Origin of the sequence: Bacillus altitudinis (assembly GCF_001191605.1) — a bacterium.
Lineage (GTDB): Bacteria > Bacillota > Bacilli > Bacillales > Bacillaceae > Bacillus > Bacillus altitudinis.
The window spans coordinates 242,602-263,386 of record NZ_CP009108.1 but is presented as its reverse complement, the minus strand read 5'-3'; the positions used below and the strand labels follow the sequence as shown (position 1 = coordinate 263,386).

The window sequence follows — 20,785 nt, the reverse complement described above, 5'->3', positions numbered from 1 at the left end:
TGTCCTCCTTTTACATAGACGCTTCCTTTTTTAACTGTGTTCGTTTTCGCTTCGATTTTAAGGATCTCCACAATATCCCTTGTTTCGGTGAAAAGATAAAGGCACTGCCGAATAATATGGTCGCGACCAGCACAATGGAAGCACCAGACGATAAGTTATACGTAAAGCTGAGCCCAAGTCCTACGACGGCTGAAACTGCTCCAAAAAAAGCAGATAAATAAATCATGATCCATAGCCGGTCTGTCAGTAAATAAGCGGTGGCAGCTGGTGTAATAAGCATTGCAACAACAAGAATAATACCTACAGTTTGCAGAGACGCCACGGTCACTAAGGTCAATAAGGTCATGAGGAAATAATGGATCATGCGATTCGGTAAACCGTAAACCGAAGAAATCACTGGATCAAATGAACTAATGAGCAGTTCTTTGTAGAAAACAATGACAGCCAGCAAAATGAAAATGCCAATGCCAAGCGTGATCCACATATCAGATGAACGAACGGCTAGTACGTTTCCAAACAAGATATGATATAAATCGCTGGAACTTTTCAAAAATGTAATCAAAATGATCCCAATGGAAAAAAAAGCAGTGAATACGATGCCGATGGCAGAATCATTTTTAATGCGGCTGTTTTGACTGACATATCCGATGCCGATGGCTGTCAGTACACCAGTTAGAACCGCACCAAAGAAAAAGTTAATGCCGAGCATATAAGAGATGGCGACACCTGGAAGTACAGCGTGTGAAATCGCATCTCCCATCAAAGCCATTCCCCGTAAAATGATAAAGCAGCCAATGACGCCGCAGATGATCCCTACCATAACGGATGTAAATAACGCTTTTTGTAAAAACGCATATTCAAAAAGTCCGGTTAAGAATTCCATTACGCGTCTCCTCCTGCTGATTTTAAAAATGGCAGTTGTGTTTCGTATGCTTGGAGCATGACCTCAGGACGAAGAATATCATGTACAGGCCCTGCTTTGACCAGCTTTTTATTTAGAAGAACGAGATGGCTGAAGTAATCATCGGCTTTACTTAAGTCATGGTGGACGACCAGAATGGTTTTTCCTTCATCTCGTAATTCCTTCAAAATGCCGATCATCGTTTCTTCACTTGCCATATCAATTCCGACAAATGGTTCATCTAAACAAAAGAGCTGTGCGTTTTGAGCGAGTGCTCGCGCAAGGAAGACACGCTGCTGCTGACCGCCAGATAATTCCCCAATCTGTCTTTTGGCAAAGTCCTGCATCCCGACCTTTTCTAAGCAATGGTACGCATAGGCACGGTCTTCTTTTTTCGGTCGTTTGATCAATCCGAGCTTTGGGTATGTGCCAAGCAGTACGGTATCCAGCACATGGATAGGAAACGTCCAGTCTAGATCATTTCTTTGCGGTACATAGGCGATCTGTTTTCTCACTTGTTTAAAGGGTTGTTCAAAAAAACGAATATCCCCTTGATCCTTTTCAATTAAATCTAAACATGCTTTCAATAAAGTCGATTTACCAGCACCATTTGGACCAATGATTCCAGTCATCGTTCCTTCCTGTATGGAAAGAGAGACGTTTTCTAGTGCATCCTGTCCGTGGTATGAGACATACAGGCGGTCGATTGTTAAAGCGTTTGACATCTCTTGCGGCCCCTTTCGATCATCAATTGCGTTTCCTAAAAATATATGCATACATTTAATAATTTTGACTAAAGGATGAAATGATTCTCTAACGCTAATTTGTTTCCTTAAGGAAACTTTTATCTTATTCTAATCGTATGTCCTTCTTTTGTAAAGAGAAATGCTGAATATTCCCATCAAGCGATCGTTTTTATGTTATGCAACGAAGAGGGGACATGAGCATGGATTATTGAAAATTCACGTGACATCCTTGAATACGAAAAATCTCAAACATTTGCTTATAAATGATTGACAGTTTGTAAGAACTCCTCATATAATAAGGGTAATTCAATATATGAATATGTGCTCATATATAATATCTACAGCAGCTGATAGGTTTGATTGAATCAGGGAAGGCTACTTATATAGAAAAAGGTGAGAACATGAAAAAGATGAAGGATGAATACGTATTAAGCGGTCTCGATTGTGGAAACTGTGCACGTAAAATTGAAACAGGTGTCAGCAAACTCGAAGGGGTTGAAGCCTGCTCAATTAATTTTGCGACGGGTACATTAACTGTGACACATGCTGATGCACAAGAAACGATGTCAAAGCGTATTGAAAAAACCGTTCAGTCCATTGAACCTCATGTGAGTGTATCACCAAAAGAAGAAGGACATCACCACGATCACGATCATGGAACAAAGAATTTAAAAACGATTGTACTGAAATTAATTGGTGGTGCAGTCATTGGAACGGCGGCTTATTTTATACCTGACAATGGCTTACTGAAGTTCATCATGTTTTTCGCCGCGTATTTACTCGTTGGCGGAGATGTTGTCCTGAAAGCGCTGAAAAATATTGTGCGCGGTCAAGTATTTGATGAGAACTTCTTAATGACCATAGCTACAGTTGGTGCTTTTGTGATTCAGCAGTATCCTGAGGCATTGGCAGTCATGCTGTTTTACCAAATTGGAGAACTGTTCCAAGGGGCAGCTGTGAACCGCTCTAGAAAATCAATTAGCGAATTAATGAATATCCGTCCAGAATACGCAAACCTCAAAGTGGGGCAAGAAACAAAAAAGGTAAAGCCGGAAGAAGTCAAAGCGGGTGACCGTATTGTTGTCAAACCAGGTGAAAAAATTCCTTTGGATGGACGCGTGATAGACGGTTATTCTCTTGTGGATACCTCTGCACTAACTGGGGAGTCTGTTCCAAGAGATGTGGAAGCAGGAAAAGAAGTGCTTGCTGGATTTGTGAACCAAAACGGCATTCTTGAAATTGAAGTGCAAAAAGAGCTCAGTGAGTCAGCGGTTACGAAGATTTTAGATTTAGTCGAAAATGCAAGCAGCCGTAAAGCGCAGACAGAAAACTTTATCACAAAGTTCGCTAAATATTATACACCTGCTGTGGTCGTGCTAGCTTTATTGCTTGCCTTTGTACCACCGCTTCTCATCCCATCAGCTCAATTGTCTGATTGGGTGTACCGGGCACTTGTCTTCCTTGTCATTTCGTGTCCATGTGCTCTCGTTGTATCCATTCCATTAGGTTTCTTTGGCGGGATTGGTGCCGCATCAAAACGAGGCATTTTAGTGAAAGGCAGTAACTACTTGGAAGCCTTAAACTCTGTGCGCTATGCGGTGTTTGATAAAACAGGTACTTTGACAAAAGGAAACTTTACAGTCACTCATATCGAAGCAGCGAATGAGAAATGGTCAGAAGAGGAATTGCTTTCTTTTGCGGCACTGGCAGAAGCACATTCTTCGCATCCGATTGCAGAATCGATTAAAGCGGCTTACGGAGCGTCTCTTGATGAGAGCCAGATCGAATCTTACGAGGATATTGCGGGTCATGGGATCAAAGCGACAATTCGCGGAGCCCATGTATTGGCAGGTAACCATCGCCTGATGGAACGAGAAGGCATTTCTTTTGAAAAAGAAAAACGAAGCGGAACGGTTGTGTATTTAGCAATAGACGGTGAGTTTGCGGGATCTATCTTGATTGCAGATGAAGTAAAAGACGATGCAGTTGAAGCGATATCTTCTCTAAAAGCTGCGGGCATTCAAACCGTGATGCTTACAGGGGATGCTGCGCAAGTAGGAAATGCAGTCGCACAGCAGATCGGCATTGACGAAGTTCACACTGAATTATTGCCACAGGATAAAGTCGCCAAAATCGAAGACATGTATCAGAAAAAAGCATCTCAAGACAAATTATTGTTTGTTGGTGATGGCATAAACGATACGCCGGTTTTGGCAAGAGCGGATATAGGTATTGCCATGGGTGGGCTTGGTTCGGATGCAGCAGTTGAAGCGGCTGATATTGTGATTATGACAGATCAGCCATCAAAGGTAGCGGAAGCCATTGCTGTCGCTAAAAGAACGAGAGCCATCGTATGGCAGAATATTGCGTTTGCTCTTGGGGTGAAGGCCGTCTTTCTCATACTTGGTGCATTCGGTATTGCAACGATGTGGGAAGCCGTCTTCTCGGATGTTGGTGTCACTGTACTGGCTGTTTTAAATGCGATGAGGGTCATGAAATAAAATTGTAAGGAAAAATTCATGAATAGCGTCTTTCATAATAGACCCCCTCTTGTTAAAATAGAAGAAGTTGGATAATGGCATTTTCCTGAGCTGTTATCCTTTTTCTTTGTGAAGGAATGAATGAAAAAGATAAGGTAGGTGCTTTTGTGAGTAAAAAAAATAATCAATCTTCATCCATCAAGTTTGCAGTTATATTAACCATCATTGCAGCTCTTCTCATCGGTATTTTCGTTGTGATCGGTAACAACAACAGCCAAGAAGCACAAACAGTCGACAGTAAGCCGTCTATTAAAGGACAGCCTGTCATGGGAGATCAAAAGGCAAAAGTGCAAGTTGTCGAGTTTGGGGACTACAAATGTCCATCATGTAAATCATTTGAGACAGACATTTTCCCAAAATTGAAAGCAGACTACATAGATAATGGCGATGTATCCTTCTCATTTATTAATTTACCACTGCCTGTTCATGGGGACGGTGCGGTATTAGCAGCACTGGCTTCTGAAGAAGTGTGGAAAGAAGATCCGAAAAACTTCTGGGCATTTCATGAAGCGGTCTACAACGCACAACCAGATAGTGAAGCAGAATGGGTAACGCCAGCAAAGCTCACCGAATTGGCGAAGAAGACAACGAAAATTGATACGGACAAGCTGAAAGATAACCTATCAAAGAAAACATATCAGCCACAGCTGAACACAGATGATCAGTTGGTGAATCAATACAAAGTAAATGCAACACCAACTATTTTCATTAACAATAAACAAGTCCAAAACTTTTATGACTATGATGAAATCAAAGAATTAATTGATCAAGAGCTGAAAGGGAAAAAATCATGAAAAATAAACTGATTTACTTATACAGCGCTTGGATCGTCTCAATTGTGGCGACGATGAGCAGCCTGTATTTAAGCGAAGTAAAGAAGTTTATTCCATGTGATATGTGCTGGTTTCAGCGCATTTTCATGTATCCGCTTGTGCTTTTACTTGGAATTGCTACATTCCGTGGCGATGTCAAAGTGAAGTACTACGTTCTCCCTTTGGCCGGGATTGGTGCTTGCTTTTCCATCTATCATTATATGGAACAAAAGATTCCAGGCTTTGCATCGATTCGTCCTTGTCTAAGCGGTATTCCTTGTTCCGTTGATTATCTGAACTGGTTTGGTTTTATCACCATTCCACTCTTAGCTCTCATTGCATTTATTCTGATCATCATTAGTATGCTGCTTTTAAATGCAAAAGAAGATTGAGGAGATAGCCTGCTTTTAAGCAGGCTGCAGCGTGTAGACAAACCCTCGCATTCTTTGTCAGTCCTGCGTGCTGGTGCTCACGAATGTCAAATTCGCTCCGCGCCAGTACTCGTCCTTCCTAGACTGCAAAGGTTTTCTATCACGCTGAAAAAAACAAAGGGCTAAAATCAAGTTCATTTTAGCCCTTTGTCAACAATCTGAGCCTGCTTTTAAGCAGGCTATTTTTTATTTTTGCAAAAAGATAAAATTTAAAGAAAATTTGTATTGCTTTTCATTTGTGTCAGATATACATTAAGGGGAGAGTGTTAGATGATCAGACAATGGTAAGGAGATAAGCGGAAAATGGCATGGGAAGTGTTAAGTATTATTGGCATTGTGGCATTCGCCATTAGTGGTGCGATTGTCGCAATGGAAGAAGAGTACGATATTCTTGGTGTGTACATTTTAGGGATTGTCACAGCATTTGGTGGGGGAGCGATTCGGAATCTATTAATTGGTCTTCCGGTGTCTGCTTTATGGTCGCAGGGCAAAATGTTTACCATTGCCCTTGTATCCATTACGATCGTGTTCCTATTTCCAAAGCTTTTGCTCAAGCACTGGAGCACGTGGGGGAATTTCTCGGATGCGATCGGTTTAGCAGCCTTTGCGATTCAAGGCGCATTATTTGCTGTACAAAGAGAGCTCCCGCTCAGTGCGGTCATTGTGGCAGCCATTTTGACTGGAAGTGGCGGCGGCATTGTGCGTGATTTATTAGCAGGACGAAAGCCACTTGTGCTAAAAGCAGAGATTTACGCAGTATGGGCAGCCCTTGGCGGCTTACTCGTCGGACTCGGCTTAGCGCAAGGAGAGCTTGCTTTATATCTGCTGTTTGTCATCCTCGTCATATGCAGGGTTTGTTCCTACTTATTCAAATGGCGGCTTCCCGCTAGGTCTTATTTTTTAAATAAAGGGTAAAACGAAAAGAGGGCGATGTCGCTCTTTTTTTTATGTGTTATTCGAGCTTGATGTCAGCAGGTCAAGCTGTTTTCGTGTAAAATAAAAGTAGGTTCTTTATTCATCATTGGAACAATACACGAGATGAAAATGTTGTCATTTGACTGAATATGTAGATTCAGTCTTTTTTTGCCTAGATGGATTGTTATGTGTTGGTTTCGCTTTTTGCGGGATACTAAAGAAACGCTCATGACCGAACGGATGGATCTGAAAGAAATGAACACATCTTTGCATGTAAGCAAAACATGACGGAAAAAATGAAATGGGAGGGACATGTACTAGTGGAGATTTTTTTGGCAGTGCTCGTACTACTAGCACTCATTGCATCATCTAATATTATCAATCGTTTTCTGCCCTTTATTCCAGTTCCATTAATCCAAGTGGGTTTAGGGATATTGGTCGCAGCTTTTCCTTCAGGTTTACATATTTCTTTAAATCCTGAGCTATTCTTCGTTTTATTCATTGCACCGCTGTTATTTAATGATGGGAAGCGTACCCCAAGGGACGAGCTGTGGAAATTAAGAGCACCCATTCTTCTATTAGCTTTAGGGCTCGTATTTGCAACGGTCATTGTCGCAGGATATACCATCCATTGGATGATTCCAAGCATACCACTTCCAGCTGCATTTGCGCTTGCAGCGATTTTATCACCGACAGATGTAGTGGCTGTAAGTGCACTTTCCAGCCGTGTGAATATGCCGAAGGGGATCATGAGACTGCTGGAAGGCGAAGGGCTGATGAACGATGCGTCAGGACTTGTTGCCTTTAAATTTGCTATTGCTGCAACGGTTACAGGGGCATTTTCCATTGCTGAGGCATCCTTTAGCTTTGTTCTGATTGCTGCTGGCGGATTATTGACTGGATTTATTCTGTCGTTTTTTATCATTCGTTTCCGCTATTTTCTCCGCCGTTTAGGCATGGACGATGTCACAATGCACATCATCCTGCAAATCCTCACGCCGTTTGTGATTTATTTAGCAGCGGAAGAAATTGGCGTATCCGGCATTTTAGCCGTTGTTGCCGGTGGTGTGACACATGCCATCGAGCAAGACCGAATGGAAGCGAATTTAGCAAAACTGCAAATTGCTTCTTCAAACACGTGGAATATTATTTTATTTATTTTAAATGGCCTTGTTTTCGTTTTACTTGGGTTACAAATTCCTGATGTATCGACCGTCATTTTCCAAGATGAAGCCTTTAATAATATGCAGGTCATCAGTTACATTTTAATCATTACATTCTGTCTAATGATTCTCAGATTTCTATGGGTATGGCTGTTCTGGGCAGGAAACTGGAGTGTATCGAAAAAGAAGAACGCGAAAAAACCGAAGCTGCGTGCTTCCATGCTGATGACATTCTCTGGTGTTCGTGGTGCTGTTACATTAGCAGGTGCTTTCTCCATCCCATTTACGCTTGCAGACGGATCACCATTTCCTGAGCGTCATTTAATTATTTTCCTCGCAGCAGGCGTCATTTTATGTACACTCATTTTAGCGAGTGTGCTGCTGCCTATTTTATCGGAGAAAAAAGATAAGCAAGTGGATGTGGACTTAGATACAAAGATTCAGCACGCGAAACGGAAGCTGCTGAGAAGTGCCATTAAAACTCTAAAAGAAGGAATGAATGAAGACAATCGAGAAGTCTCCCTTGCACTCATCAATGATTACCGAATGAAGCTGAGAAATATTCAGCGGGAACCGTATCAGTTTGGTATGAGAAAACAAGAGAGAAAAATCAGACTACACGGCATTAAAGCAGAACAGATGAAACTTCAGCAGTTGATTGAGGAAGAGAAAATCGACAAAGAAGAAGCGTATGAGCTGCAAGAGAGATTTCATGAGCTGGAAATGCTCTATTCCAACTCCTTTAAAATTCGTTTCTCAAAAGTGAAGTTTCTGCGCTTACTACAATGGCTTCAACTATGGCGTCCGAATCAGCGTATTTCAAGCGGCATATTAGAAAACGAGGAATCGTATAAACAAATCCGTAAGAAAACGGCTGAAGCTGCGGTGGATTCTATTAAGCACCATATGACCGAAGACAATCAACAAACGTGTCATCAAGTCATTGGGTTTTACAATCAAGTGATATTCCGCTGTGAACATGGTCCTTCTTTCTTTCAGCAAAAGGATCGTACGTTTGACCGGAAGAAGAAAGAGCTTAACTTCCAAGCCGTACAGACGATTCGTAATGAAATCCAAACCTTATATGAAAATGGCGAAATCAATCGTGATATTGCCCATCATTTAAGGGAGTATATCAACGACATGGAAGCAGTCTTACTGACCAATACATGATGTTGTCATCTTCTCGCCTATGTTTTATGATGAAAAAAAGAGACGAGCAGGGGGAGAGGCAGGATGACATATTACGGAGCGATTGAAGCTGGGGGAACAAAGTTCTGTTGTGCCATTGGCAATGAACATGGTGATATCATAGAGGAATTGACCATTCCAACAGAGCACCCGGAAAAAACCATCCAATCACTTATTCCATTTTTTCAGCAACATGAAATTGCAGCATTAGGGGTTGGTTCCTTTGGACCGATTTGTGTCCAGAAAGACGATCCTTCTTACGGTTACATCATGAATACGCCGAAGGTTGAATGGAAACATTACCCGTTTATACCTGAGCTGGAGAAACAATTAGGCGTACCGGTGTCCTTTACGACAGATGTCAATGCCGCAGCATTAGGTGAACTGACAAAAGGGGCCGCCAAAGGGCTAAGCAGCTGTCTGTATATCACGGTCGGTACGGGGATTGGTGCCGGGGCTGTTGTGAAAAATGAGCTTCTCCACGGTCACTCACATCCAGAGATGGGACACATCCTGGTCAGGCAGTATGAATCAGATCAGTTCGCAGGTGTCTGCCCAGCGCATGGTACTTGCTTAGAAGGACTGGCGGCAGGACCAGCTATTGAGGCAAGGTGGGGGAAGCCGGCTAAAGAGCTTACCGAAGAAGAAGAAGTTTGGTCTCTTGAAGCAGATTATTTAGCACAGGCATTAATGCAATACACGCTGATATTAAGCCCAGAGCGAATCATAATGGGTGGAGGCGTCATGAAGCAAAAACAGCTATTTCCGCTCATTCGAGAGAAGCTGGCTGCGTATGTCAATGATTATGTCGACATGCCGCCGCTTGATACATACATTGTCTCTCCTGGACTTGAGGACAAGGCAGGTATGACAGGTGCTTTGCTGTTAGCGATTGAAGCGAAGAGAAACGCCTGATAATAGAGTTTTCAAACGCAACATGAGATAATGAAAAAGATGGAATCTATGAAAAGGTGGTTGTTAACATGGTCAAAAGCTTGAATGATACCGTAACACTAAATAACGGAGTAGAAATGCCATGGTTTGGTTTAGGTGTATTCAAAGTGGAGGACGGCAACCAAGTGGTTGATGCCGTAAAAGCAGCCATACGAAACGGTTATCGCAGCATTGATACGGCTGCCGTTTATAAAAACGAGACAGGCGTAGGGAAAGCCATTAAAGAATCTGGCGTCAAAAGAGAAGAATTGTTCATTACGTCAAAAGTATGGAACACAGATCAAGGATATGACAAAGCACTCGCTGCATTCGACGCAAGCTTAAACCGGCTCGGTCTTGATTACTTAGACCTCTATTTGATTCATTGGCCTGGACCAAATGCAGATACATTTAAAGAGACATGGCGTGCGCTTGAGAAGCTTTATAAAGATGGAAAAGTAAGAGCGATTGGTGTCAGCAACTTCTACGTGCAGCATTTAGAAGAGCTGTTAAAAGATGCGGAGGTTGTTCCAGCGGTGAACCAAGTGGAGTTTCATCCAAAACTGACACTTGTCGAATTACGACAATATGCGAAAGAAAAAGGCATTCAAATTGAAGCATGGTCTCCGCTGATGCAAGGAAAGCTTTTGGATCATGACGTATTAAAGGAAATTGCAGCACAATACAACAAATCTGTGGCTCAAGTGATCTTGCGTTGGGATCTGCAAAGCGGCGTTGTCACCATTCCAAAATCAATCAATGAAGATCGCATTAAACAAAATGCCGACATTTTTGACTTCGAGCTTTCACAAGAAGACATGGAAAAAATCAATGCACTTAATAATAACGAACGTGTCGGGTCTAATCCAGAAACGATGACGGTTGGGTTTGAATAAATAAAATTATCCCCTTAGCGTGTAGACAAACCCTCGCATATTTTGTCAGTGAGTACTGGTGCTTCCTAGACTAGCAAAGGTTTTCTATCACGCTGAAAAGAAGACAAAGGGCTGGGCTAAAATCAAGTTCATTTTAGCCCTTTGTCAACAATCTGAATCCCCTTTCTCTTTTTGAGAAGGGGATTTTTTAAGTCCTGCTTCGGCGCACAGCCAACAGCATGAGGAAAGACAGGATCACAATACAAATGGTCCAAGCCCACGCAAGTTCCATTCGTCCAGAATCAATCGCCACATAGATGGCTGTTGGGAGGGTTTGCGTTTTCCCAGGAATGTTGCCGGCGAACATTAAAGTCGCTCCAAATTCTCCTAAGGCCCTTGCGAAACTTAAAACCGCACCAGAGAGAAGAGATGGCAGTGCGAGTGGGACGGTAATATAGGCAAAGACCTGGAAAGAATGCGCACCATCAACTTTTGCAGCACCTTCAATGTCTGACTCAATCGTAGAAAAACCAGCTTTCGCTGATTGATACATGAGCGGGAATGCGACAACTGTCGATGCAATGACCGCTGCCCAATAAGTGAAGATGACAGGCTGATGGAAGATCCATTCAATGGCTTGTCCAATCACGCTGTTCTTCCCGAACGCAACGAGCAGCAGAAATCCTACGACCGTTGGCGGAAGGACAAGCGGCATCATGAGGAGCGTTTCCACGATCATTTTCCCTTTGAAAGATGTACGGGCCATCCAAAAACCAATGGACGTTCCTAAAACGACAGCCAATAATCCGCTGAAAGCAGCCACTTGTACGGACAGCCAGATAGGTGAAAGAAAATCTTCGGTCAGCATCGGCATTATTTCACTTGAAAGCCGTACTTTTTAAAAATCGCTGCGGCTGGATCTGATTGGAGATATTGAAAAAATGCATTCGCTTCCTTCATATGTTCGGTCTGTTTGACGATGCCAACAGGATAAATGATGGGGGAATGCATGTCTTGATTTGCCTCATCTACTATCTTTACTTTGCGAGAAACGAGCGCGTCCGTCTTATACACGACACCAGCTTCCACATTTCCTGTTTCGACATAGTTTAATACTTGACGAACATCCTTGCCATAGACAGCGTTTTGTTTCACTTGATCCCATATATTCAGTTTTGTGAAAATCTCTTTTGCATATGTACCAGCAGGAACAGATTCAGGTGTGCCAAGCGCTATCTTTCCTTTTATGTGATCAACATCGCGAAAGGTTTTGATAGAAGAGGAACCATCTTTTGGCACGATGAGGACAAGCTCATTTTGTATGACATCCTTTGTATGATCCTGATCGATGTCGCCGGATTGAACAAGGTCATCAAAAGGCTCTTCAGCTGCTGAGAAGAAGAGATCCGCTTTTGCTCCTTGAGCGATTTGCTGCTTCAATGCACCTGATGACCCGAAATTATTCGTGAGTGTCACGTTTGGATGATCATCTTCATAGGCAGATTCAATCTCTTTCAAAGTATCCTGCAGGCTTGCCGCCGCTGAAATCACAAGTTCTGTCTTTTTGCTTTGATCTGATGACGTCGACTCCGTTTGACATCCAGTCAGGAGCAAACAGATGGTGACGTAGGTTACGAATAAATATTTCATGATCACACCTCTTTATCATTCAACATCATGTGTATCCTTTATTATAATCAAACTTATTTGACCATTCATAGGTTTTCAGGAAAAGAGAAAAGAAAAAGCCGCCAGAGGGCAGCTTTTAGTGCTGATAAAAACGTAGTAAGTTCCCGTTGATCACTTTATCTGATAGAGACAGCTCTTTATTGGCTTTTTCTATATAGGGCTGGCATACTTCATCTTCTTCAACAGGTTGTTTTGTTTTTTGATCATAGCACGTGTTCTTTGTATAAAGATAATCATCTGTAATAAAGTTTCCATTTCTCAGCACAGCGAACGGTGTACGCTCATTGGAGAAAAGGTCATTTCCAAATTGAATGGCATCTTTTGATTCAATGCCGAGTAAATGAAGAAGTGTCGGTTTGACATCCATTTGACCGGCTGTTTCAGAAATGGTTTGAGGCGCCTCGTCTGTCACCCCAGGAATGTAAATCAAAAAAGGGACCCGCTGCAGTTTAACCGCATCAAACGGTGTGATTTCATCCTGCTTCAGCAGCTCTGCCATTGCCTCATGATGTGCTTCTGAAATGCCATAGTGGTCTCCCATCAGGACAAACATTGTATTTTCATATAGTCCTTCTTCTTTCATTCGTTCAAAGAACCTTTTGATGGCTTCATCTTGATAGCGGACGGTGGTCACATAGCGGTTTAAAATGGTGCTAGTCGAATCATATTCATCAATGAACTGATCCTTTGGATCAATTTCAAATGGGAAGTGATTGGTTAAGGTAATAAACGTGCTGTAATAAGGCGCCTTCAGCTTTTTTAAATAATCAATGGATTGGTCAAAAAAGTCGATATCTTTTAAGCCCCAGCCAGTCGAATTCTGTTCATTGACATCAAATGAATCGACATCATAAAAGCGGTCAATCCCAAGAGATTCATACATCACATCACGATTCCAGAACGTTTTATTATTCGCATGAAATTGGACGGATTGATAATTCTCTTTTTTCAATTGCTTGTACAGTGTGTCATATTCGTTGTCACTCGCTGTGAAAAAGACAGCGCCACTGCTAGATGGATAGAGGGAGTTTGCGACGATAAACTCTGAGTCCGACGTTTTGCCTTGCTCTGTCTGCTGATAAAATTCATCGAAATAGAAGCTTTTTTTGGCAAGTTGATTTAAAAATGGGGTGATGTATTGTCCATTCACCTTTTGATTCATGACAAATTGCTGTGTTGATTCAAGTGAAATGAACACGACATTTTTGCCTTTAGCAAGTCCAAAGTAGTCTTCATTCGGTGCACTGTAATCAGCTTTTGTGTAGTTTGCCACTGTTGAAAGTGTATCTTCGTCAGCAAAGGCTTTTTGTCCAATACGTGCTGTTTGAGCGGCACCGTCATACAAATGGAATTGAAACAGCCCAAGGTTGCGTACAATGACTTCTCGATCATATGAGCTTGTCAAAAAACGAGGGTGATCCATCATGGCTGAGCTGACATGGAACAATAGAAAACTGCAGCAAACCACATAGTATGTTTTGATCGTCTTAAAAGACGCTTTTGGTGATAACGGTTTCCGTTTTAAGAGCCATGCCAGCACCACAAAATCAATCAGCATGAGTATAAATAGCGGATGAAACAATTCAGTCATACTGCTGCCCATATCTCCCATGTTCTTTGCTTGAAATAAGACAGGAATGGTAATGAAATCAATATAAAAACCGTAAAAGATCGTATTCGATATCAAAATGGCTGTCAAAATAAAATTTGTGGTCAATAAAAAGACCTTTTGTTTCGTTTCATTTAAGAAAAGAGCAATCCCAAACAAAGGGAGCAAAAAGCTAAGTGGATTGATCAAAAGCAGCCATTCGTGAAACAGATTGGCCGTTCGTATATGAAATCCGAATTGATAAATGATGTATGTTTTCATCCACATAAAGAGGATGGAGTACACTAAAAACCAGTGATTTTTGAAAAACGCTTTCATTTATGTAACTCCTCACCATTCTGTATTCAGCTGCAAGGCAAAAACACTTATCTTAAAACTACTAAAAAAATGAGGAATGATCAATTCATATCCTGCTTTTTTGCAAAACTCTTTTTTCTTTTTCTAAAACGGCAATGGGATGGATATTCCGCAAATGACAGCCATGTAATAGCAGGTAACAATGGTCAGAGCAGCTAGTACGACTTGTTCTCCTGTGCTGCCTGTTTTGACATAAAAGGGGAGGCGTACTTTCATGGTTGCAGGGAACAAAAATTTAATACCGTTCACTGTGCCTGCATCAAGGATGAGGTGGCTTGCCATCCCAACTAGTAACCCGGTACTGAGGCTATCATTTGGAATGTATGTTGTCGCAATAAAATAAATGATCAGCAGAAATAATAAACTATGTGTAAAGGTGCGGTGCCCGAACACACTACTGATCAGTGTGGAAAGGAGCGGGAATTTCCTGCCGATTTTGCTTTTCGTATGACATAGATCTGGGATGAGGGCACCTACTGATCCAGCAGCAGCCATCGTCACTGGTTCGAATCCGTAATAATAGGCGACGGCTGTGGAGGCGGCAATTCCGCCCATAATATGTGTTTTTCCTGTCATGATGCGTACTCCTGTTCTGTTTTTTGTTCAAGTACTCACTATATCAAGGGTGAATCCATTCAGCAAGGCTTATTTCTAAAGAAAAATGGGATAAAATAGTTGGCTGTTTAGAAAAACATTCTATAATAAGAAGGAAGTCATCTTGACACTAACGATAAGGATGCGATTCGGATGAGTAATGCAGACATTTTAAAAGAAATTGTTCTTGTACATTATGAAGTCAGCCGTAAATTAAACCGCAAGTTACTTGAGTTAGAAAAAGACATCACGCCTCCACAGATATATGCTCTTTCTATATTGATACAAGGAAAAGTATCACATGCTGAAGAGCTCAAACAAAGACTCTCGCTCAACCCAGGTGCCGCTTCCATTGCCCTCAATAAATTATGTGAGCAAGGCTATATTCAGAGAGAGAGGGACAAGGACGATCATTCCCTTGTCCGGCTAGAAGCCACGGAAAAAGGGCTGGCTATTTACGAAAAGCATACACGTCTTTTTGGAAAGGTGATTCAGCATATGATGTCAGACTTCACAGAGGAAGACTTAAAGACCTTTCTAACGTATTTGCAAAAAATGAGACAGACCTTTCACGATGAATGAACCGCTCCTCTTTGTATAATGCTGAGCGCTGTAGCACAAATTAAACAGGCAAAGGCATTTTATGAAAAGGGGGGGAAATAGCGATGTCATTTTTCCAAAAGGATAAAAAGGCGAAAAGCGAGAAAGACCATCAGCAGGTCGATCAGCTGTTAGAAGAAGCAAGTAAAGAACTAGCAGGCGATCCGCTTCAAGAAGCTGTCCAAAAGAAGAAAAACAACCATCAATAAGCTGACAGAAAGGCGGAGAATCATTTCTCTGCCTTTTTTCTATGTTTTTCCCTTTGACAGATATGAGAATGTTTGATAATCTTCGTGTAGTAAAAATGAATAGAAATCCTCACGCTATGTCTCAGTGAGGTAGAGGTTGCGCGGATGATGAGTCACTCATGGGAGAGATGGAATCGTTGATCATGAGAAAAAAGGCATCAGCGCCGAAGTGTAGAGAGAGCTCCAACTTTCTTTATGCTGGGTCTGCATTGAACAAATGCAGGACTGCCACGTCTTTGAAGCGTGGAGGGCTATCCGGAGATCAAGGTGTATGTTTTGAAAAGCATGGACTTTTGTTCAGGCTTTTTTTTATGTTCTGATTGCCTAAGAAAAGGGTATGCTGGTAAGAAAGTGACCCAACATGAACATAAAGAATGCAAGTCATTGCTTCACAAATATATCAATGAAGATACTGCCGGGTCTGGTCCAAAGTGAATATAACGGAGGTACGAAAATGGAACAGACAAAAAAATGGGGTTTTTGGTTATTGACGGCTTTTGTCGTCGGAAATATGGTAGGTTCAGGCATCTTTATGCTGCCTAGTACACTTGCCCAGCATGCAAGTCCTTTAGGTGTGACGATGGCATGGCTTGTCACAGGTGGCGGCGTACTGATGATTGCCTTTGTGTTTGGACATTTGTCCATTCATAAACCGCAGCTGACAGCTGGACCACAAAGCTATGCAAGAGCGCTTTTTAAAGATCCGAAAAAAGGAAAAGCAGCCGGTTTTACAATGGTTTGGGGATATTGGGTGGCAAGCTGGATTAGTAATGTCGCCATTATCACAAGCCTAGCTGGTTATTTAACAACCTTTTTCCCAATTTTAACCGTGAAAACGGAGATCTTTACTTTTGGAAAAGAAGCGATCACACTTGGTCAGCTCACAACGTTTATCGTATGTACAATCCTTCTATGGGGGACTCATACGATTTTAATTACAAGCTTAAGCGCAGCAAGTAAGCTGAATTTTATTACGACCTTTTCAAAGGTGCTTGGATTCGTCCTTTTTATTGTCGCAGGCTTATTTGCATTCCAAACAGCATTATTTGAACATTATTACTTCCCTGTTGAAGCAGCAAGTGGTGAAGGAGTGCTCGGACTTGGAGGCCAAATTCATCATGCGGCCATTTCCACACTATGGGCATTTATCGGCATTGAATCTGCTGTCATTTTATCAGGAAGAGCCTCCTCGCAGCGTGATGTCAAACGTGCGACGATTACAGGACTTTTAATTGCACTGTCTATTTATATGATTATTACCTTGATTACAATGGGCGTTCTGCCGCATGATCAATTGCAAGGTTCTGATAAACCATTCGTAGACGTGCTTCAGCTGATTATCGGACCGGCTGGCGGCATTGTCATGGCACTTCTTGCGATCATTTGTTTATTTGGTTCGATGCTCGGCTGGATTTTGCTTGGTTCTGAAGTCCCTTATCAAGCAGCAAAGGCTGGCGATTTCCCAGCAGTGTTTGCAAAAACAAACAAAAAAGGCAGTCCTGTTTTTGCTTTGACTGTCACAAATATCATGTCACAGCTGTTTATTTTCTCAGTCATGTCACGTACGATTAATGAAGCCTTTACTTTCTTAACAACATCAGCGACACTTGCGTATCTCATTCCGTATATCGTGTCGTCGATCTACAGCTTTAAGGTCATCATGCAAGGTGACACATATGAGCTCCAAAAAGGAAATCGGACAAGAGACGGGATCATTGCGCTTGTGGCCATGGGGTATTCCGCTTGGGTCATTATTTCAGGCACAGCTGATTTAAAAACATTTGGTCTTGGTATTGGATTGTTTTTAGTTGGCATTTTACTTTACCCATTCATGTCCAAAAAATTTGCCAAAGGTACAGTATAAGAAATACGTTTCTCCAGCATTGGAGAAACGTATTTTTTTATGAGGCAGATGTTAATTGATCCACAATAAATTCGAGCTGACCTTCTAGTGACACAGGGTCATTAAAGAAGTAACCGACTGTATCTGTTTCAAATACGCGTTTGTTTTGGACAGCAGGAAGTGATGCCCAGATGCTGCTTTTATACACTTGATCGCCATTACTTTTTGATCCACTCCATGGGCTTGTGAAAATATAATCACCTGCAAATTCTGGAAGCTTTTCAAGAGAAATGTTTGCATAACCGACACCACTGTCGATGGCTTCTTTTTGGACGGCCTTCGGAGCTTTTAATTTCAGCTCGTCATAAATGATTTCACCACCGCGTGCAAAAGTGTTACCGAAAATGTAAATGCCCTTATCGAATGGTGATACGATCGAAACGGTTTTGTTTCCTACAGCTTTTGTTACTTTTGGTTTCACTTCAGCAATTTTGGCATCCCATTTTGTGATCCAATCCGTTGCTTTTTTTGATGTGCCTGTCATTTTACCGAATTCTTTTAGCTGGTCTTTAAACGAATATTGATTGTATTGAATGGCAACTGTAGGTGCAATTTTTTTGTATTGATCAAATTTCTCATCTTCTCCCCAAGCAATGATCATATCTGGCTTCAAAGAGGCTACTTTCTCAACAGAGGGAGATTTTCCGAGATTTTTCACTCCATCTGTTTTCCCTTTATAGAAAGGGTTTTTAAAGATGGGCGCAGTGGCAGCAATTGGGGTTTTGCCGAGTGTGACGAGATCCCCGTAATAGCTTTCCGCCAGAAGCACAATTCGTTGTGGGTTTTGAGGCAGTTTCACTTCACCCTTTACATCTTGATAGGTGATCGTGGCATTTTTTTTGGCTCCCGATTCTTTATTGGAAGTGCTGCCGCAAGCAGCAGTAAAAATCATAAGGGTCATGAAGGAAATCAAAAGAAGTCCAGTTCGTTTTTTCACAAAAGTTCGCTCCTATTCAATTGTTTATGATAATGATTCTCATTCGCGATTATATCTTAACATGATAGAAGAAAAAATGCATCGGCTATTTTATGACCAAAATGAAAATGGTGAAATTCTCCCGGTTTTTTGATGAAAATAAAGAAATTTATCAGAACAAGGATTTCAAAACGTGAAGAAAGTGATATACTAGACTCCGAGATTGATAATCATTATCACTAATAACGAATAGATATGAACGGAAAGGAAGAGACTGGTTTTGGGCTCACAATCGAATAAACAGCTGTCAGCTAAAGATGATGCGATAGATATTGTGACAAAGCCTTTTGGTACAGCAGCTGTTGTCATCATAGGAATCATTGCTTTAGCATTCGGTCTTTTTTTATCAGTATCGCTAGGAGCGGCAAACATTCATTTACACACGGTATGGGAAGCCGTCTTTCATTTTGACTCACAACAAACCTCACATCAAATCATTAGGGAACTGAGGCTGCCGCGTACAGTTGGTGCCGCACTTGTCGGTGCCTTTTTAGCAGTATCGGGTGCCATCATGCAAGGCATGACAAGAAATGCGCTTGCGTCTCCTGAAATCATGGGTGTGACAAATGGCTCTGCATTTGCGATTGCCATTGCGTTTGCTTTTTTCCCAGGCCAATCTTCTTTTACATTAATTCTTTGGTCATTTTTGGGTGCCGCACTCGGTGCTTCTATTGTATTTGGGGTTGGAACCCTTTCAAAAGGGGGGCTTACTCCTGTAAAACTCGCATTAGCCGGTACGGCTGTTGGCGCACTTTTAAGCTCAATTTCCTCAGCGATTGCCATTCGATTTGACGTCGCGCAAGATATGAGTTTTTGGTACGCAGGCGGTGTGGCTGGGGTAAATTGGAGCAATATTAAGATCATCATTCCAGTTGCGGTTGTAGGACTGATCATCGCTATGGTTCTTGCCCGCTCCATTACGGTTTTAAGCTTGGGCGATGAATTAGCAAAAGGGCTTGGACAATATACACGAACAGTCAAGGTACTTGGCATATTGGTCGTGATCCTTTTAACAGGTGCAGCCGTGTCAGTTGCAGGTTCTATTGGCTTTATCGGGCTTGTGATTCCTCATGTTACGCGTTTCTTGGTCGGCGTTGACTATCGCTGGATTATACCTTGCTCAGCTATTTTAGGGGCTATTTTGCTCATTTATGCAGACATTGCGGCAAGGCTTGTCAATGCGCCGTTTGAAACGCCAGTTGGTGCCATTACAGCCATTATAGGCGTTCCTTTCTTCTTATATTTAGCGAGACGTGAAAGGAGCGGAATTTAAATGGAAATGGTGCAGCAGGCAAAGAAAAAGAAATACAAACGAACGATGGTCATGATCTTTTTAGCCATCGTGGCTGTGTTCCTGATTAGTTTAAATACCGGAGAGATAAGGATTTCTCCGATGGATACATTCAAAACATTTTTTGGACTCGGAAGTGAAATGGATGAGCTTGTATTATTCGAGTTCAGACTTCCAAGGATGGTCATCGCTTTACTTGTTGGCGCTTCTATCGCTGTATCAGGTGCCATTTGGCAAGGTGTTTCTCAAAATGGTTTAGCTGATCCCGGCATTCTAGGTGTAAATGCGGGTGCAGGTTTTGCGGTTGTTTTGTTTATCTTTGCCTTTCAGGGCTCGATGTCGAACTTAGGTGATTTTACGATATTTGTACTGCCGCTTTTCGCTTTCGCAGGTGCAGCCTTTGCTGCATTTCTCATTTATGTGCTAGCGTGGAAAAAGGGCATTACGCCTGTTCGATTGATTTTAACTGGTATTGGGATCAATGCTGCATTTTCGGCAGCAATTGTAGTCATTCAATTAAAGATGAGCCCAAATGATTTTAACCAAGCCATTGTGTGGCTGTCAGGAAGTATTTGGGGCTCAAGCTGGACATATGTCTTATCAGTCGTGCCATGGATGCTGATTTTTCTTGTATTAGCGATGGTGAGGGCACGCTACTTAAATATCATGAATTTGGGTGATCAGATATCTTATGGCTTAGGGATTTCAGTTCATAAAGAAAGAAGTTTTCTCATGCTGATTGCAGTTGCATTAGCCGGTGCAAGTGTCGCAGTTGCAGGGAGTATATCGTTCCTAGGGTTAGCGGCACCACACCTCGCAAGAAAGCTAGTTGGGCCGAAACATCAAGGAATGATACCGGCGTCCGCTATGATTGGTGCACTGCTGTTATTACTTGCAGATACACTTGGGCGTGTCATACTTGCTCCATCAGAGGTGCCCGTTGGACTTGTCGTTTCTGCTTTAGGCGCACCTTACTTCATTTACTTATTGATGAAAACGAACTAATGAGGA

The 20,785-nt window shown here is 42.0% G+C and carries 19 protein-coding genes and 1 riboswitch; of the genes, 12 read left to right on the top strand and 7 right to left on the bottom strand.

Translation table 11 applies throughout. The annotated features are described in order from the left end of the window. Positions 1 to 10: 10 nt before the first annotated feature. On the bottom strand, positions 11 to 883 hold the full coding sequence (locus tag ID12_RS01355; protein WP_007500236.1) for a metal ABC transporter permease: 873 nt from the start codon (positions 881 to 883) through the stop codon (positions 11 to 13). Further along, positions 883 to 1,626: a metal ABC transporter ATP-binding protein gene (locus ID12_RS01350; protein ID WP_008347622.1), complete on the bottom strand. Its 744-nt coding sequence runs from the start codon at positions 1,624 to 1,626 to the stop codon at positions 883 to 885. Before ID12_RS01350 ends, ID12_RS01355 begins: the two co-directional genes overlap by 1 nt. A 422-nt stretch (positions 1,627 to 2,048) precedes the next feature. On the opposite strand from ID12_RS01350, the gene ID12_RS01345 reads away from it, so the two are divergent. From ID12_RS01345 to ID12_RS01315, 7 genes are all read left to right on the top strand, one after another. Further along, a complete protein-coding gene (locus ID12_RS01345) occupies positions 2,049 to 4,148 on the top strand; it encodes a heavy metal translocating P-type ATPase (protein ID WP_050827632.1) in 2,100 nt (699 codons plus the stop codon). A gap of 146 nt (positions 4,149 to 4,294) precedes the next feature. Next, on the top strand, positions 4,295 to 4,981 hold the full coding sequence (locus ID12_RS01340) for a DsbA family protein (protein ID WP_017359241.1): 687 nt from the start codon (positions 4,295 to 4,297) through the stop codon (positions 4,979 to 4,981). Then, positions 4,978 to 5,391 carry a disulfide oxidoreductase gene (locus tag ID12_RS01335; RefSeq protein WP_007500241.1) on the top strand — a complete coding sequence of 138 codons (414 nt, stop codon included), beginning with the start codon at positions 4,978 to 4,980 and terminating at the stop codon, positions 5,389 to 5,391. Before ID12_RS01340 ends, ID12_RS01335 begins: the two co-directional genes overlap by 4 nt. A gap of 342 nt (positions 5,392 to 5,733) precedes the next feature. Next, complete coding sequence (locus ID12_RS01330; protein ID WP_007500242.1) at positions 5,734 to 6,345, top strand: trimeric intracellular cation channel family protein; 612 nt, start codon at positions 5,734 to 5,736, stop codon at positions 6,343 to 6,345. A gap of 320 nt (positions 6,346 to 6,665) precedes the next feature. Further along, positions 6,666 to 8,681, top strand: coding sequence for a Na+/H+ antiporter (locus tag ID12_RS01325; protein ID WP_017359242.1), 2,016 nt, complete (start codon positions 6,666 to 6,668; stop codon positions 8,679 to 8,681). 63 nt (positions 8,682 to 8,744) lie between these two features. Next, the gene (locus ID12_RS01320; RefSeq protein ID WP_050826610.1) at positions 8,745 to 9,614 is read left to right on the top strand and encodes an ROK family protein; all 870 of its coding nucleotides are present in this window, start codon (positions 8,745 to 8,747) and stop codon (positions 9,612 to 9,614) included. A 68-nt stretch (positions 9,615 to 9,682) separates the two neighbouring features. After that, complete coding sequence (locus ID12_RS01315; RefSeq protein WP_008347122.1) at positions 9,683 to 10,528, top strand: aldo/keto reductase; 846 nt, start codon at positions 9,683 to 9,685, stop codon at positions 10,526 to 10,528. A 187-nt stretch (positions 10,529 to 10,715) separates the two neighbouring features. Here the strand turns inward: ID12_RS01315 and modB are convergent, their stop codons facing one another. From modB to ID12_RS01295, 4 genes are all read right to left on the bottom strand, one after another. Next, complete coding sequence (gene modB / locus ID12_RS01310) at positions 10,716 to 11,381, bottom strand: molybdate ABC transporter permease subunit (protein ID WP_050826609.1); 666 nt, start codon at positions 11,379 to 11,381, stop codon at positions 10,716 to 10,718. Beyond that, positions 11,381 to 12,157 (bottom strand): molybdate ABC transporter substrate-binding protein, encoded by a 777-nt coding sequence (gene modA, locus ID12_RS01305; protein ID WP_050826608.1) that lies wholly within the window; start codon positions 12,155 to 12,157, stop codon positions 11,381 to 11,383. Before modA ends, modB begins: the two co-directional genes overlap by 1 nt. Before the next feature lie 115 nt (positions 12,158 to 12,272). Next, entirely contained in the window at positions 12,273 to 14,123 is a 1,851-nt protein-coding gene (locus ID12_RS01300; protein WP_025207970.1) for an LTA synthase family protein, read from the bottom strand. Positions 14,124 to 14,246: 123 nt separating this feature from the next. Next, positions 14,247 to 14,738 carry a metal-dependent hydrolase gene (locus ID12_RS01295; protein WP_008347118.1) on the bottom strand — a complete coding sequence of 164 codons (492 nt, stop codon included), beginning with the start codon at positions 14,736 to 14,738 and terminating at the stop codon, positions 14,247 to 14,249. Positions 14,739 to 14,909: 171 nt separating this feature from the next. Between ID12_RS01295 and ID12_RS01290 the strand changes: the two genes are divergently transcribed. The 3 genes from ID12_RS01290 (at position 14,910) to ID12_RS01280 (ending at position 17,468) form a co-directional block, all read left to right on the top strand. Further along, positions 14,910 to 15,338 carry a MarR family winged helix-turn-helix transcriptional regulator gene (locus ID12_RS01290; protein ID WP_007500254.1) on the top strand — a complete coding sequence of 143 codons (429 nt, stop codon included), beginning with the start codon at positions 14,910 to 14,912 and terminating at the stop codon, positions 15,336 to 15,338. Positions 15,339 to 15,421: 83 nt separating this feature from the next. Further along, positions 15,422 to 15,565: a small acid-soluble spore protein SspJ gene (gene sspJ / locus ID12_RS01285; protein ID WP_008347117.1), complete on the top strand. Its 144-nt coding sequence runs from the start codon at positions 15,422 to 15,424 to the stop codon at positions 15,563 to 15,565. A gap of 122 nt (positions 15,566 to 15,687) precedes the next feature. Then, positions 15,688 to 15,866: riboswitch (Lysine riboswitch) on the top strand. 192 nt (positions 15,867 to 16,058) lie between these two features. After that, on the top strand, positions 16,059 to 17,468 hold the full coding sequence (locus tag ID12_RS01280; RefSeq protein ID WP_035701368.1) for an amino acid permease: 1,410 nt from the start codon (positions 16,059 to 16,061) through the stop codon (positions 17,466 to 17,468). A 37-nt stretch (positions 17,469 to 17,505) separates the two neighbouring features. On the opposite strand, the gene ID12_RS01275 is transcribed toward ID12_RS01280, so the two are convergent. Continuing rightward, a complete protein-coding gene (locus ID12_RS01275) occupies positions 17,506 to 18,444 on the bottom strand; it encodes an ABC transporter substrate-binding protein (protein ID WP_035701365.1) in 939 nt (312 codons plus the stop codon). 259 nt (positions 18,445 to 18,703) lie between these two features. Here ID12_RS01275 and ID12_RS01270 point away from each other — a divergent pair, with 259 nt between their 5' ends. Together ID12_RS01270 and ID12_RS01265 are read left to right on the top strand one after the other, a co-directional pair. Beyond that, the gene (locus ID12_RS01270) at positions 18,704 to 19,756 is read left to right on the top strand and encodes a FecCD family ABC transporter permease (protein ID WP_017368049.1); all 1,053 of its coding nucleotides are present in this window, start codon (positions 18,704 to 18,706) and stop codon (positions 19,754 to 19,756) included. Further along, positions 19,757 to 20,779, top strand: a complete 1,023-nt coding sequence (locus ID12_RS01265) for a FecCD family ABC transporter permease (RefSeq protein ID WP_007500263.1) — start codon at positions 19,757 to 19,759, stop codon at positions 20,777 to 20,779. Positions 20,780 to 20,785: the final 6 nt, after the last annotated feature.

Coding starts and splice junctions, on each gene's coding strand:
- ID12_RS01280 (WP_035701368.1), top strand. CDS start 16,059: ATGGAACAGACAAAAAAATGGGGTTTTTGGTTATTGACGGCTTTTGTC.
- ID12_RS01350 (WP_008347622.1), bottom strand. CDS start 1,626: ATGTCAAACGCTTTAACAATCGACCGCCTGTATGTCTCATACCACGGA.
- ID12_RS01315 (WP_008347122.1), top strand. CDS start 9,683: ATGGTCAAAAGCTTGAATGATACCGTAACACTAAATAACGGAGTAGAA.
- ID12_RS01295 (WP_008347118.1), bottom strand. CDS start 14,738: ATGACAGGAAAAACACATATTATGGGCGGAATTGCCGCCTCCACAGCC.
- modA (WP_050826608.1), bottom strand. CDS start 12,157: ATGAAATATTTATTCGTAACCTACGTCACCATCTGTTTGCTCCTGACT.
- ID12_RS01345 (WP_050827632.1), top strand. CDS start 2,049: ATGAAAAAGATGAAGGATGAATACGTATTAAGCGGTCTCGATTGTGGA.
- ID12_RS01335 (WP_007500241.1), top strand. CDS start 4,978: ATGAAAAATAAACTGATTTACTTATACAGCGCTTGGATCGTCTCAATT.
- modB (WP_050826609.1), bottom strand. CDS start 11,381: ATGCCGATGCTGACCGAAGATTTTCTTTCACCTATCTGGCTGTCCGTA.
- ID12_RS01320 (WP_050826610.1), top strand. CDS start 8,745: ATGACATATTACGGAGCGATTGAAGCTGGGGGAACAAAGTTCTGTTGT.
- ID12_RS01290 (WP_007500254.1), top strand. CDS start 14,910: ATGAGTAATGCAGACATTTTAAAAGAAATTGTTCTTGTACATTATGAA.
- ID12_RS01355 (WP_007500236.1), bottom strand. CDS start 883: ATGGAATTCTTAACCGGACTTTTTGAATATGCGTTTTTACAAAAAGCG.
- ID12_RS01330 (WP_007500242.1), top strand. CDS start 5,734: ATGGCATGGGAAGTGTTAAGTATTATTGGCATTGTGGCATTCGCCATT.
- sspJ (WP_008347117.1), top strand. CDS start 15,422: ATGTCATTTTTCCAAAAGGATAAAAAGGCGAAAAGCGAGAAAGACCAT.
- ID12_RS01300 (WP_025207970.1), bottom strand. CDS start 14,123: ATGAAAGCGTTTTTCAAAAATCACTGGTTTTTAGTGTACTCCATCCTC.
- ID12_RS01265 (WP_007500263.1), top strand. CDS start 19,757: ATGGAAATGGTGCAGCAGGCAAAGAAAAAGAAATACAAACGAACGATG.